The sequence below is a fragment of the Pseudarthrobacter sp. alpha12b genome, from assembly GCF_054130495.1.
In genome coordinates, this window is record NZ_CP196746.1 from 3,554,524 (window position 1) to 3,568,427 (window position 13,904).

Here is a 13,904-nt window from a genome sequence, read left to right on the forward strand (position 1 = left end):
GCTATTTTCCCCAGTCAGCACGTGAAACCTCGTAGATTCTCACCGACTTGTTCTCAAACACGAGTTCGGTGCCCCTTGCCACGTTCAAGTCGTGCTCCAACGGGACCAGGATGTCCTTCGGGAATTGCCGTGGAACGCCGGTCGACGTGCGCTGCTGCAGGTCCGACACCACCACGAAGACCCGGTCCGAGGGCCGCAGCTTGGCTGCTGCCCTGGTCTTGTCAACGTAGGCCAGCATGTCGTCCCCCGTGAACGGTTGGGCGGTGTTGTGCAGCTTCGATGCAACCGAGACGAGCTGCCCGTTGCGGAGGTAGAAGGAGTAGTGCGGGCCGACCAGCAGCGGCAGGTGGTAGTTGGTCTCAACCACCGCGTCACCCCGGCGGACGTTCGAGTCGAGCCAGCGGCTGGCGGATACGTCTGCAGCCGGTACCCGCACGTTGGCTTCGTTCTGGAAGTACACGGCCGTGAACAGCACAGCCATGGCCGAAATCGCCGCTGTTGCCCCCACCACTGCTTTCCTGCCGGGGAGCTTGCCGGACCAGAAAAGCCATGCTGCACCGATCGCAAGCCACGGAAGGGCAAACATGAAGACGCGGAGCCTGCCCTCGCCGCCGTAGGACGTTCCGAACAGTCCAATGATGGGGGTAGCCGCAAGCGTCCCTACGATCAGGGTGGTGCGGACATTGCCCCGGAGGAAGTTGCGGATGAACCCCAACCCCGCGAGCAGGGCGGTGAACAGGGACAGGGCCAGTGCCTCGCGGGCAAGCCACCGTCCGGAGAGGAGGGATGGGCCCGGTGCGCCGCTGGTGGCTTTGTAGCCGGCGTTGGCGAGGAAATCGAAGCCGTTGAGCAGGCCGTACTTGTCCTTCACGAATTCCGCGTTGGGAAGGAGGTAGAGCAAGGCCATCAACAGCAGCGCCGGCGCCACCCAGGCTGGCTTGAAGTAGCGCGCCAGGAAGAGGGGGAAAAGTCCCAGAATGGCCAGGTACGGGGTCAGCTGGTGGCTCATCACAATCATTGCCTGCAGGACCAGGACCGCCGCGATCGCCAGCGCCTGCTGGCGGCCGCCGTAGATCTTGACCTCCTCCGGCTCGGGTGCCGACTTTGAAAGGCGGCTGGAAAGCCTGCCCTCAAGCTTGAGTACCCAGGGAGCGGGCGTGCCGCGGAGGAACGTGAGGATCACCAGGCACATGGTCAGGTGGAGGGTGTAGGCAAAGGCCTGCGGGGAGTAGTAGTTTTGGTTCAGCCAGTTCGAGAGGGCGAAAACCACCGCACTGGTCCAGTAGATCCGTGGATTCTTCGTCAGGGTCCTGGCAATGGCAAGCACCAGCGCCACGTTCATCAACGCAAATACCGGCTCGGCCCATCCCGCATAGGCCATGGCGTCCTTGTAGCCGCTGGATTCACCCAGGAACGCGCTGAACAGGAAGAAGCCGGGCCACCGGTTGTAGATATCGATGTCCGGGTCGAACTGGCCGGTGGTCTGGATCAGGTCCGTGACGGCAATGTGCTTGTAGGTCCAGGGCAGCCGCGGGACGCTGGCCAGCAGGCCGGCGGACGAGTAAAGGATGACCACCAGTCCGGTGACCGAGGCCCCCGTGAGCCATCCGGCGTGCTCGCCGCGCCGGACGATGCTCCAGATGCAGAGCGCAACAACCAGTCCCAGCGCAACGTACCAGGTGACCGGAAACGCCGTGAGCAGCCCGAGGTCGCCCAGGTGCGGGTTTGTGGACCCCAATGTGGCTCCCCACATGACCATGGCAACCAGGAGAACCAGCCATGGTGCGGAGGTGCTGAGCTGCGGACGTGGCAGCCTCGGGGCAGGCAGCGCCCCGGCTGGGGTCGGGACCAGTAGCGCGGCCGCGGATGCCAGCATGATGCCGACGGCGGCGGGCCGGGGATTCCAAAGCTGAAGCCAACCCATGACGGCGGCGGCCAGGGCGAAAGCAGTTGCGCCGGCGACGACCGTGAAGATCAGGCGGGCCACCGGGTCCACGTGGCGGACCCAGCGGACCAGTGCCCAACCCGGAATGGCGAGGCACACCAGGAGTTTGGCGCCTGCAATGGACTCACCGCCGACGTCGAACAGGATCAGGACCGCCGTCACGGCACCGAGCAGTGCCAGGACGTAATCGGAATACCCTGGCCTGCGCCGGCGTGAGGTGCGGGAGTTCATCGGGCCGGACACGTCACCCCTGATGAGAAGCGCCATACTGTTTCAACTCCTGGATTGCTTGCCGCCGGCGGAGCGAGCCTCCGCCGTCGGCCCAAATGTGGACTGTGGTCTTAGCTGCCCGCAGCAGCCCTGCGTGACTGCAGATATTTGTAGGGGCCGAAGGCTACAGCCAGCAGCTGCAGCCACACGAGCCTGTCGGCCTGGGCCTCAAGGGAGCCATGGATTGGCGGGCCCTGGAGCGCAGGCTGGCCGGCCTGTTGGCGCCGGTTCAGGAACTCGAGCCCAACGCCCCAACTCCTGGCAAGGGCCAGCCTGGCGGTGCGGGGATCCATCATCACCTTGGTCATCCACGCCCCAAGCCCGTTGCCGTAGCCCCGCGCCTGTACCCGCAGGTCTTCGAGCCCGTCCCGGTGGCGGTGCCAGACAATGGCCGCCGGCTGGACCACCAACGCGTGCCCCTCGAGGATGACCCGCGTGAACATGTCGATGTCCTCCCCGCCCCCCGTGGGAGTACCAACCCCCAGGGCGGGATCGAATCCGCCAAGGCGAAGCGCAGGCTGGCGCCTGAGGGCGAAATTTGCCCCCGTGCCGAAAGCTCCCGGGCTAAATGGAAACTTGGGCAGCGCCGCGGGTGGGTCCGCCAGCGAGTAAACCTGCGGGACCAGGGACCTTGACCAGCTGACCTTCGCGTCAAAATAGCCCTGGGCGGGGGTGCGGAGCTCTCCCGCGGGAACCAGCCCCGTCACGCAGGCAGCGGCAGGAACGGCTTCGAACGCAGCGGCGATTTCCCTCAGCCAGGACCTGTCCACCACAACGTCGTCATCCGTGAAGGCCACGAGGTCTCCCCTGGCGTGCCGAAGTCCGGTGTTCCTTGCATGGGAGAGGCCAGGAACGGGTTCCGTCACCAGCCGTACCCGCTGGTCCCTGAACTCCCGGCGAACCAACTCTTCCGTGTCGTGCGTTGCCGGCGCGTTGTCCACCACCACCACGTCAAAGCGTGGGTAGTCCAGGGCAAGGATGGTCAGGAGGGCACCGCGCAACTGCAGGGTGCGGTCCCGGGTGCACACCACCACCGTGATGTGCGGGGCGGTCACCGCCGGCGGGAAAGATGGGACTGGCGGCAGGGCCGCCAGGGCGTTTTCGAAGACAGCCCGATCCACGATTCCCGCCGGCGACGGCACATCGACAAATCCCCGCACAGCCCCCGACGCACGCACCAGCAGCCGTGCCCGTTCGTATCCAGCATGGTTCTCCAGTTCAAAGCGCGAACAGTCCGCGAGGTCCTCCAGGTCTATCGACCCGATCCAGCGCGCCCCCGGCCACGCCGGCGGCAACAGGGACTCCATGGCGGGCACCAGGATCAGTGCCTCGCCCTGAAGATCCTCAAGCACTTGGCTGGCACCTTCGCTCATTGCACTTCCCTCCACTGCCCGCCGGCCGGGACCAGGACAACGTCCTCTTCCTCAGGCCCCGTCCAATGCTGAAGCCGGCGTCCCTGGAAGTATCCGGCGGCGGTGCAGGCCAAAACCGCGATGACGGCGCCGGCACGGCCCAGTCCATCGGGGCTGCCGTCCCGCCCCCATGACTTCAGCCCTGTGAATACTGCGCGCGGCAGAATGCTGCGGACATACCGGCGTTCCGGTCCCAGAGCCCGCTTGTGGCCAACCAGCTGGCTGACCTGGGCCTTGGACAGGCCCTCCGACCAGGACCTGGACAACATGTACCGCCACGTTCCGCGGGATGCGGGAACGTGATGGCGGACCAGCGCCGCTGGTTCATAGACAATGCGCGATCCCGGCGACCCCATCCGCGAACGGATGCAGATCTCCGTCTCCTCGCACCCGAGCGGCAACGTGCCTTTGCGTCCCAGCGACAGGTTGAAGCCGCCCACCTGGCGCAGCACCTCAAGCCGGAAGGACATATTGGCGCCTATGACGTTGCGGACTTCGGACGCCACCCGCGGCATGCCCCGATGGCTGCATCCAACGATCCAGTCCAGTTCCTCGGCGAAGTAGCCCGGCCGGCCGGATTCCCACATCGGGACAACCTTCCCGCCTACAGCCAGGACGTCGGGATCGTCGTACAGCGCAACCAGGCGTTCGAGCCAATCCGGCGCTGCCTCGGCGTCGTCATCAAGGAAGGCGACGATGTCTGACTCGGCAAGCCCCACTCCCGTGTTGCGGGCGCCCGACAGGCCGGGCAGTCCGGTGCTCTCCACTACCGTAACGTCGTCGACGATCTCAATGAGCCGTTCGTACAGGGCCTCGTTGTGGTCAATGACAACCAGTACCTGGTCCGGGACGAGGGTCTGGTTGCGGACTGATTCGATGACGTCCAACAGCAAGCCCCACCGCTCGGAGGTGTAGGCGCAGATCACCACTGTCACGGACAGGGATTTGATTCGATCAAGCATGCTGGCTCACCGCCGGGGCGAGGACGCTGTGCGGATCCACGGGGAGACGCGGGAAGCGGACGTTGGAGTAGGTGTACTTCACGCGGCGGAGGGCCTCCGGGCGGGCGCCTGCGGTTGGCGCCTCCCAGACCGTGCACTCCCGGGCCAGCGTGGTCAGCACCCTCCAGCCGTCGCGGAACGTCTGCAGGTTGGATGCCCCCGAAATCCGGTCAAGCTCAAGGCTGGGAACTTCGGCAATCCTCAGCCCGGCCTTGGCAGCCCGGACAATGAGTTCGGTTTCGATTTCGAAGCCGTCGGACTGCAGCTCCAGCACCTCCAGGCATTCCCGGCGGAAGGCGATGTATCCGTAGCAGAGATCCGAATAGTTGCTGTGCAGTACAGCATTCGCAAGTCCGGTCAATGCCCTGTTGCCGGCTTTCCGCAGCCGGGTCAGGTCTTCCGACCCGCCACCGGTTACATGCCGGGATCCCTTCACGAAATCGAAGTCGTGCTGGAGGGGCGCAACGAACCAGCCGATCTCCTGGGGGTCCATGCTCCCGTCCGCGTCCAGCATCACGATGATGTCCCCCGTAGCGGCAGTAAAGCCGGCGCGGAGGGCAACACCCTTCCCTTTACGCGTTTCATTGACCACCACCACGTCCGGGCGCAGGGCCTTGGCAACTTCAACAGTGTTGTCCTGCGAGCGGCCGTCCACGATGATCACCTCATCGACATAGGAGGGCATCCGGCGGAGAACCCATGGGAGGTTCTTTTCCTCGTTCAGGGTGGGAATGACCACGCTGATTGAAGCTTGTGGAAATAAATGTCCCGGCTCGGAAAACAGAGCTGGAAGTTGGGGCGAAATCGACAATTGCCTCACCACTTCATGACAGTTCGGATTTTAGACAATGCCGCCGGCCGGTGTGGCCGTGGCACTAACGCTTAATCCGGTCATGGTCTGGTCGCTGACCCCCCAGCAACCCATCGCCAATCCTCTGGCCGTTCCGGAAGACTATCCCCTACCTAATGCGGGTATCACGAGTAGTAGGTACTCGCTTTTTACCTAGGGTTACCCCCTGTTAGGCAAGTAAAGGGCTCTGGGGTGCCGGAAAAGATTAGGTATAGGGGATAACGGCGGTCTAAAGAACGTTAGGTAGGGGAGTGAAAATAACCCCTAATTAGGTACGTCACCTGCATTGCCCCCGGAGGAGTGCAGGCATACGCTTCTGGGTACTTGGGGGCTGAGAGCTCTTTGTGACTGGGCCAAACGGGCAGACGTTCCCCGAATTCTTCCTATGCCCCAGGAGTTCCCTTATGAAGCTCAGACGCAGACACTTTTTCAGCCGGACGGGGCAGGCCCTTGCCGTTGCCTTGGTTCTTGCAGCCTCCATCCTCGGCGTGCCAGGTACGGCCGTAGCTGACCCCGTTTATGGCACGCAGAGCATTGCCTATTCAGGGGTGTCCAATCCGCCAACGTCGGACAAGCCGCAAAGCAAGCTGTGGTGGAACGACGGGTCCTGGTGGGCCGACATGTGGAAGTCCGGCACAGGATGGAGCATCTACCGGCTGGACCGGGCCTCCAACACCTGGGTGGACACCGGGGTGGTCAATGACACCAGGGGCAGCACGCTGGCGGACACGATGTGGGACGGGTCCCACCTCTACATCGCCTCCCACGTGGTGACCATCACCGGCGATGGAACACCCAAGCCGTCGCTCTCCAACTCCCCGGCCAAGCTCTACCGGTACAGCTACGCAGCCGGCAAGTACACACTGGACGCCGGTTTCCCCACCACCATCACCAACAATTCCAGCGAATCCATGACGATCGACAAGGACACCACCGGCCGGGTCTGGGCCACCTGGACCCAAGTTGGCGGGAACTCAACGTCGGGATACACCAACACGGTGTACATGAACGCTGCCAGCAACAGCGGCGCCTCCTGGGGAACGCCCTTCGTCCTCCCCGTCAGCAACCCGAACCCCGCTCCGGATGACATCTCGGCGGTGGTCGCCTTTGGCAACGGGCAGGTTGGGGTGATGTGGAGCGACCACAAAGCGGACACCGTATGGTGGGCCACCCACAAGGACTCAGACGCTGCCAACTCGTCCTGGAAGCTCCAGCCGGCACTGCGCGGCAACGGCCAGTCCGATGACCACCTGAACCTCAAAACTCTGCAGGCCGACACCAGCGGCCGGGTCTTCGCAGCCGTTAAGACCAGCCTGAATGACATCTCCAGCGACAAGACCCTGCCGCAGCTGATCCTCCTGGTCTTCAAGCCAGGCACCGGAGCTTTCACGCAGTCCACAATCGCCAAGACGGGCGACTGTGTATCCCGGCCCCAAATTATCCTTGACACCCAGAACAACCTGGTGCGGGCATTCCACACGGCTCCGCCAACGTCTGTGTCCGGCTGCGCCTACTCCGGCGTCGCGGGCAGCATCTATGAGAAGACCGCGTCCATGGACAATCCTGTCTTTGGGTCGGGCCGGGGCACGCCCATCATGCAGGCAGCATCGTCGTCGAACATCAATGACGTGACCACCAGCAAGCAGAGCGTGAACAACACCACCGGCCTGGTGGTCATGGCCAGCGACAATGTGGCAAAGCGCTACTGGTTCTCGGACCGGTCGCTCGGTGGCACCCCGCCACCCGCAGGCCAGGCGCCGGTGGCATCGTTCACCGCCAACCCCACGTCGGGTGCCGCGCCGCTGAACGTCGCCTTCACTGATACGTCCACCAATTCGCCCACCTCCTGGGCATGGACTTTCGGTGACGGCGGAACGTCCACTGCGCAGAATCCAAGCCACTCGTATGCGACCGCGGGGACGTACACAGCCAAACTCACGGCGACCAATGCCGCGGGGTCGTCCTCCGCAACGGCCACCATCACCGTGGGCACGACACCACCGCCGGCAACTGGCGGGATCACGGTGGTGAATTCCAGCACCGCCAACTCCGGGACCGCCGTGACCACAGCGTCGATTCCGGTTCCGGCCGGCACCGCCGCAGGTGATGTCCTGGTAGCCTCCATCACCACGGACCTCAACCCGAATCTCACCGCACCGGCAGGCTGGACGGCAATGGTGAACGCCAAGTCCATCAACAGCACGTCCACCTCCGGAGCACGGGCATTCGCGTACTACAAGGTGGTGGGCGCCTCGGACCCGGCAACATACAGCTGGACCCTCAGCTCCGCAGCCAAGTGGGGCGGCGGCATCACGGCCTACCGCGGCGTCAACAACACCACGCCGCTGGACAGCCCGGTGGTCACCGCCGCTGACACCAGCTACTCAGCCACCAGTATTACGGTGGGCAGCATCACCACGGCCAGTAACGGTGCCATGCTGATTGGCGGGGTGGCCTGCGACTGCAGCGCACCTGTGGTCACTGCCCCGTCGGGCTGGACCGAACGCTGGGAGGCAGCGGCAGGACAAATTGCCGAGCAGGCAGACAAACCGCAGCCGACGGCGGGTGCCAGCGGAACAGCCACCTGGACGTTGAGTGCCGCACGGGCTGTGGCTGCCTGGCGGACCGCGCTCAAGCCGGCGGCCTAGTGGAACCCACAACTGAATAGATAACTGAACAGGGAACGGCTCCGGCCCGCCAGTCACGGCGGACCGGAGCCGCTTCACCGTTAAACCGCGTCACTTGCTGACTATGGAGAACCGGTCTGTGAAGGAATATCCTGCGGCGGGTACAAAGCGTGCATCCAGCCGGTCATGGGTAATCGTTACGTCCAGTGTGCCCAGTGCGGGGTCTTTGTTGGCTCCGGACCAGGCAGCAAAGTAGCCGGCTTCCGGATCATCGGCGTTTACCTTGTGCCCTCCCAGACCACCCGTGCCGACACCGGCAAAGACGGTCCCTTCCCCTTGGGCCATCGGGTCAAGGGCGCCGGCAATGCAGGATTCCCTGGTGCTGCCCGGATCGATCCGCGCACAACCGCTGCCCACCGCCAACTGGTGGCTTCGCTGGTAGATATGCTCGTGCGCGGTGAGGACCAGGTCAACCTTCTTGCTGACCAGGAGGTCGGTGATGTCCTGGCCCGCAACGCAGTCATACTTACCGAGGCTGAAGCAGGGAGCGTGCATGGCCACCAATGTCCAGGGGATGTTGGCATCCCGGGCACCGTCAATGGCGGTTTCGGTCCACTTCCAGCGGTCGCTGCCACTTGAGTAGTCCAGCTCGTTGCCGTCCCGGAACTTGAGGCCGGGCGAGATCAGGACAATCCGCGCCAGGGGCTGTTGCTGCGGAACATCCACGTACCACTGCACCCCATAGGTGCCCTGGAGTCCCGGCAATTTGTTTGGCAGACACTCTGCAAAGTTCTCGATCTGCCCGTCGTGGCCGTCACTTTCGTGGTTGCCCGTGATCAGTTCGTAAGGAAAATCCGCGCCAAGCTTCCTGGCCACCATTCGACAAAAATCCTGCTCAGCCCCTGCCTTGTAGGAGAAGTCACCCAGGGCGACGTTGAAATCCGGCTTGAGACGGGCCACCACATCCAGCACCGACCGCGCACCACCGCCCATGCCCACGTCACCGGATGCCGTGAAGTGCACAGTGCCGGCATTCGGAGCCGGTTGCTCCTGGCAGGCGGCCAGGCCTGTGCACAGCACGGCCCACAGGACTGCCGTGCAGATGCGCCAGCCACCACTTTTCATGAGCCATTCCGTCCTCGAACCAATGCAGGGCCCGGGTTTTCCCGAGCATAACGGGCAACGTGCCCCGGTGGCGAGGGATCCCTGCGCGGGCCGTGCGGATGGAGCCTTAAGCAAGTGCAGGGTCCAATCTTGATGCAATCCAGCGGTAACCCTGTGGTCCCGCAGCTTGTTGCGGCGCTATATTCGCATGTACGGCATAATTCCGCGCTGGGGAGCGGGAAGCCGGAACGTGCCCGGTAGTGCAAGCAAGAATGCGGTCTCCTTCTTCGATGAATGGGGACAACGTGCCGCTCGTGGGTCGAAGCAAAGAACTGGACCGTATACTCTCCGCAGTCCGCGGACCAAAGGACGCCTCCCTGGCAGTGATCGGCCGCAGGGGTACCGGCAAATCCGCCCTCTTGTCGGAAATTTCCTCCCTCTCTAATTATCGAACCGTATTCCTGGCCGCCACGGCTGCAGAATCGGAATGGCCGTTGTCCGGATTAACCGCGCTCCTGAACGGCATGGATGATCCGGTCCTGAACCGGATCGCCGATGAGCTCCTGCGGGACACTGGCGGGACCATGAGCGTGCCCACTGTCTCCAGCATGCTGCTGAATGGCCTGCACCAGCGCTCGTCGGCACGCACCATCATCGTGATCGACGACGCCGACCAGCTGGATCCCAGCAGCCAGGCAGTCATCGGATTCATCGCCAGGCGCCTGAGCGGTACGGACATCGTCCTGTTTATCAGCATCCTGGAGGACTTCCCCGAAGGTCCCTTCAGCGGCCTGTCGACCCTGAGGCTGGGCGCTCTCAGCTACAGCGACACCGTTCGGATGCTGGAGAGCATCCCCGCCAAAAGGACCACGACGGCGGCCGCCCACGCGGTTGCCGCGGCCACCGATGGCAACCCGCTTGCCGCCGTCGAGCTCTACAACCAACTGCTGGAAAGGTACGCCGAGGGCAAGTACGCGCTGCCCGTCCCGCTGCCGTCCCGGGGCAGCTTCGACGCACAGTATGCATCAGTGGTTGGCGCGCTGACCCCCGGCGCGCGGAACGTCCTTGACCTGCTCGCACTATCCTTCCGCAGCAATATTTCCACCGTCGAGAAAATCGAACGCGATGTTTGGACGAGCGTGGATGAGTTGCTGGCTACCGGTCTAGTGAAACGATCCGGGCCGAATCTGAGGATCGGGGACCAGTTGCTGAGGGGATACGTGTACACGGCGATGACCCCGGCAATCCGTACCGGCAACCATCGTGCACTGGCGGAAGCATCATGTGACACGGACCCCTACGCCCGCAGGTGGCATCTGAGCTTTACAGCGCTGGAACGGCAAACCCCGTTCCAACTGCTCCGCCACGCCGTGGACCTGATCCGGGGTGGTGAAGTTCCTTTTGCGGTGGAATACATCGAGAGGGCCCTCACTATCAACCCGTGGGAAGCGGAAACGGCCGCGCGGCTCACAAGCGTGGCGGAATTGCTGTTCAACCGGGGTGAGTTCGTGTATGCACGCCGCTACCTCGAATGGGCGCAGCGGGTGACTCGAAACCCGGCACTGATCCTGCGGCTGACCGGGCTGTCGTTCGAAATCCAGTTCGCCCAAGGAGCTGCCGTGCGTTCAAGCATGGTGCTTCGGCTTGCGAAGGAGTTCGGCCAGCACGATCCAGCATATTCCGCCAGTCTGCTGGCCATCGGCGCCCTCTACTACGCCGAGCGGTGGGAACTGCAGGAGGCCTCTGAGCTCCTGCGCCACGGCAGCGCATTCCGCGGGTCCGCATCCGCACAGTGCCTGGCTATTGCCGAGCGCGCCAAACTGCTGATCGAATCCATCGGCGGTGACACGGCCAACCTTGCCCGCAAGCATGAGCTAACCGGGACCGCCCGGATAGCCGGCCTCATGATGCACGGCCGCGCCCTCACTTACGCAGAGCACTACGAAACCGCCCAGGAAGCATTTACACTGCTCCACAATGCGGCCGAACCGGGCCACATCAACTGGCAGGAAACCGCAGCCTTCATGGCAGTGGACAATGAAATCCGCGCCGGAAATGTTCGCACAGCGGTCAGGCTGATCGACGAACTCGAGCTTGCCGAACCTGAGCTCAAGTACCACCGCGGGATGCGGCATCTCTTCCGGGTATGGCGTGCGCATTCCCTCGGCGACGACGCGCAGGCCCGCGCTCACGCCTCCGAGGCGCTCCGTTATGCGGGGGCGGACAGCCACCCTGCCATTACGGCACAGCTTGCCGCCTGCCAGGGGCACTTCGCGCTGCTGCGCGGTGACCTTGCGGAGTCCGTTGCCCAGTTGTCCCGTGCGGCCGAGCTTGGCTCGCGGTTTGGCAACCCCACCCTTCTGCGCTGTGAGGCGGACCTGGTGGAGGTACTGATCCGCCTGGTCCGGCACCACGAGGCAACTCAGGCGCTCCTCCGCCTTGAAAGCCGCGCCGTGGGGCTGCGGTCACCGTGGTTGATGATGGCCGTTGCCAGGAGTCGCGCCATGCTTGCGGATGGCGAGCAGTCACTGCAACTTTTCAGCCAGGCACTCGAAGGCAGGAATGGGCACACCCTTGAACGGGCGAGGACCCTGATGTGTTACGCCGAGCGGTTGCATGCCTTTGGCAGGCGGCGCGACGCGCGGGATGCGCTGCTCCGGGCCAAAGTGATCTTCGACGAGGCCGGTGCGGACGCGTGGACCCAACATGTGGATGCCCTCCTGCTGGACGAACGCATGGAGCCGGTCCGTCCCCAGGGCAATCCGGCGATGCTGTTGCTCGCCGACCATGAGCGGTCACTGGCCAAGATGGTGGCCCGGGGCATGCGTAACAAGGAAATTGCGGCCACGCTGTACGTCTCCGTGCGTACAGTCGAAGTGCGTCTCACCGCCATCTACCGCAAGCTCGGCGTTGAGTCCAGGGCCCAACTGACCGCACTGGCCGCCGCCAAGGGAACCACGGCCGCCGAGCCTTACGTCCTGCCGGTTTTATAGACCAAGAGCCCTGCAATTTGCAGGTACCCGCAGTATCCACATCCTTCCTCCGCGGTACCCACAAAGGCCTTGCCGATCCCCTTCGATCCCACCTTTCCGGGGCTAGTTTTGCTTCACGGCCACGGACAGGCAGCTACGCCGGAAAGGGGCACCATGGCAGAGATTCCCGTAGTCCGCACCCGGCGTACTGCCTTCGACTGGCCCGCTGCGCCCGCTAGTGCACAGAGGACTTCAAGCTGGACTTCGACCGGGCCAAAAGCCCGGACCCGGAAGGCATCGACAGCCTGGATCTCCACCCATGTCAACCTCCTCAGGGGTGCTGACGCCGTAGTGGTGGCGGCGGCTGTTTATGCCGGTTTCCATCTTTCCGAGGCCGGGTTTTCGCCCGAGGGCCCGAGGGACGGGGGAGCAGCAGCCGCAGCAGCAGTGCTGACCATCATCTGGTTGGCGGCCTTGGAGGTTTACCACACAAGGGATCCAAAGGTGCTGGGCATAGGTGCCGACGAGTACAAGCGGGTGGCATCGGCCACGCTCCGCATCTTCGGCCTGATGGCCCTCGCCGCTGTGATCTTCTCCGTCCACGGCGCCACCGCGTTCGTCACGGTATCACTGCCGGCGGGCCTGGTAGCCCTGAGCACCAACCGCTGGGCATTCCGCAGGCGGTTGGCCGCCGAGAAGTTAAAGGGCCGGCACCTCTCGCGGGCTGTTGTGGTGGGCGAGCCGGAGGACGTCCGGTACGTCGTCCAGCAGGTGTCCCGGAAGTCCGGGGCAGTGTACGAAATCCTTGGGGCCTGCCTTCCCGGAGCCCGTCGCGGAGCCGGCATCCGGGTGGATGGCCGCACCGTGCCAGTGCTTTCATCGACGGACGCCATCGCCCGCACCGTCCGGCTGCTCGACGCGGACTCGGTGATAATCGCCGGGCCCCTTCCGGGCGGGAACAAGTTCATCCGTGAGCTTGGGTGGAAGCTTGAGGAGTCCTCCACCGAGTTGATCCTGGCGGCAACCCTCACCAACGTAGCCGGTCCGCGTATCCACTGGAGGCCTGTGGAGGGCCTGCCCCTCATGCATGTGGATATCCCGCAGTACGGCGGGGCAAAGCATGCCTTGAAGCGGGTCATGGATGTCTTTATGGCGCTGGCCGCCCTCCTGGTCCTCTCCCCGGTGCTCCTGGTGCTCGCACTGATCGTCCGGCTGGACAGCCCCGGTCCCATCCTTTTCCGGCAGGACCGGATCGGCAAGGACGGCCAGGTCTTCGGAATGTTCAAGTTCCGCTCCATGGTGGTGGGCGCCGAGGCGCAGCGAGCAGTCTTGGACCAGCAGAACCAGGGCGCCGGCGTGCTCTTCAAGATGAAACACGATCCCAGGGTTACGCGCTGCGGCCGCTGGATGCGCAAATACTCCCTGGACGAACTTCCCCAGCTCTGGAACGTGGTGCTGGGCGACATGAGCATGGTGGGGCCGCGGCCACCGCTGGACCGTGAAGTAAGCGGCTATGAACGCCACACGCACCGCCGGCTCCTGATCAAGCCGGGCATCACTGGTCTTTGGCAGATCAACGGCCGCTCGGATCTTCCCTGGGAGGAAGCGGTCCGGCTAGACCTCTACTACGTCGAAAACTGGTCCCTTGCGGGTGACCTGCTGATTCTCTGGCGGACATTCCGGGCAGTCGTCCGGCCGTCCGGCGCCTACTAGCACATCCACA

8 protein-coding genes are annotated in these 13,904 nt (G+C 64.0%); 3 read left to right on the forward strand and 5 right to left on the reverse strand.

Annotation, left to right across the window (positions count from 1 at the left end; genetic code table 11):
• Position 1: 1 nt before the first annotated feature.
• From ACTAQI_RS16430 to ACTAQI_RS16445, 4 genes are all read right to left on the reverse strand, one after another.
• A complete protein-coding gene (locus tag ACTAQI_RS16430; protein ID WP_457947270.1) occupies positions 2–2,212 on the reverse strand; it encodes a hypothetical protein in 2,211 nt (736 codons plus the stop codon).
• A gap of 74 nt (positions 2,213–2,286) precedes the next feature.
• On the reverse strand, positions 2,287–3,588 hold the full coding sequence (locus ACTAQI_RS16435) for a glycosyltransferase family 2 protein (protein WP_457947271.1): 1,302 nt from the start codon (positions 3,586–3,588) through the stop codon (positions 2,287–2,289).
• Complete coding sequence (locus tag ACTAQI_RS16440; RefSeq protein ID WP_457947272.1) at positions 3,585–4,589, reverse strand: glycosyltransferase family 2 protein; 1,005 nt, start codon at positions 4,587–4,589, stop codon at positions 3,585–3,587. The genes ACTAQI_RS16435 and ACTAQI_RS16440 overlap by 4 nt, the downstream gene beginning before the upstream one ends.
• Complete coding sequence (locus tag ACTAQI_RS16445; protein WP_457947273.1) at positions 4,582–5,367, reverse strand: glycosyltransferase family 2 protein; 786 nt, start codon at positions 5,365–5,367, stop codon at positions 4,582–4,584. Before ACTAQI_RS16445 ends, ACTAQI_RS16440 begins: the two co-directional genes overlap by 8 nt.
• 515 nt (positions 5,368–5,882) lie before the next feature.
• Between ACTAQI_RS16445 and ACTAQI_RS16450 the strand changes: the two genes are divergently transcribed.
• Positions 5,883–8,126 (forward strand): PKD domain-containing protein, encoded by a 2,244-nt coding sequence (locus tag ACTAQI_RS16450; RefSeq protein WP_457947274.1) that lies wholly within the window; start codon positions 5,883–5,885, stop codon positions 8,124–8,126.
• Between the two features lie 90 nt (positions 8,127–8,216).
• Here the strand turns inward: ACTAQI_RS16450 and ACTAQI_RS16455 are convergent, their stop codons facing one another.
• Complete coding sequence (locus ACTAQI_RS16455; protein ID WP_457947275.1) at positions 8,217–9,230, reverse strand: metallophosphoesterase; 1,014 nt, start codon at positions 9,228–9,230, stop codon at positions 8,217–8,219.
• Between the two features lie 293 nt (positions 9,231–9,523).
• On the opposite strand from ACTAQI_RS16455, the gene ACTAQI_RS16460 reads away from it, so the two are divergent.
• The gene (locus ACTAQI_RS16460) at positions 9,524–12,202 is read left to right on the forward strand and encodes a LuxR C-terminal-related transcriptional regulator (protein ID WP_457947276.1); all 2,679 of its coding nucleotides are present in this window, start codon (positions 9,524–9,526) and stop codon (positions 12,200–12,202) included.
• A gap of 153 nt (positions 12,203–12,355) precedes the next feature.
• The gene (locus tag ACTAQI_RS16465; RefSeq protein WP_457947277.1) at positions 12,356–13,894 is read left to right on the forward strand and encodes a sugar transferase; all 1,539 of its coding nucleotides are present in this window, start codon (positions 12,356–12,358) and stop codon (positions 13,892–13,894) included.
• The last annotated feature ends 10 nt before the right edge of the window (positions 13,895–13,904 follow it).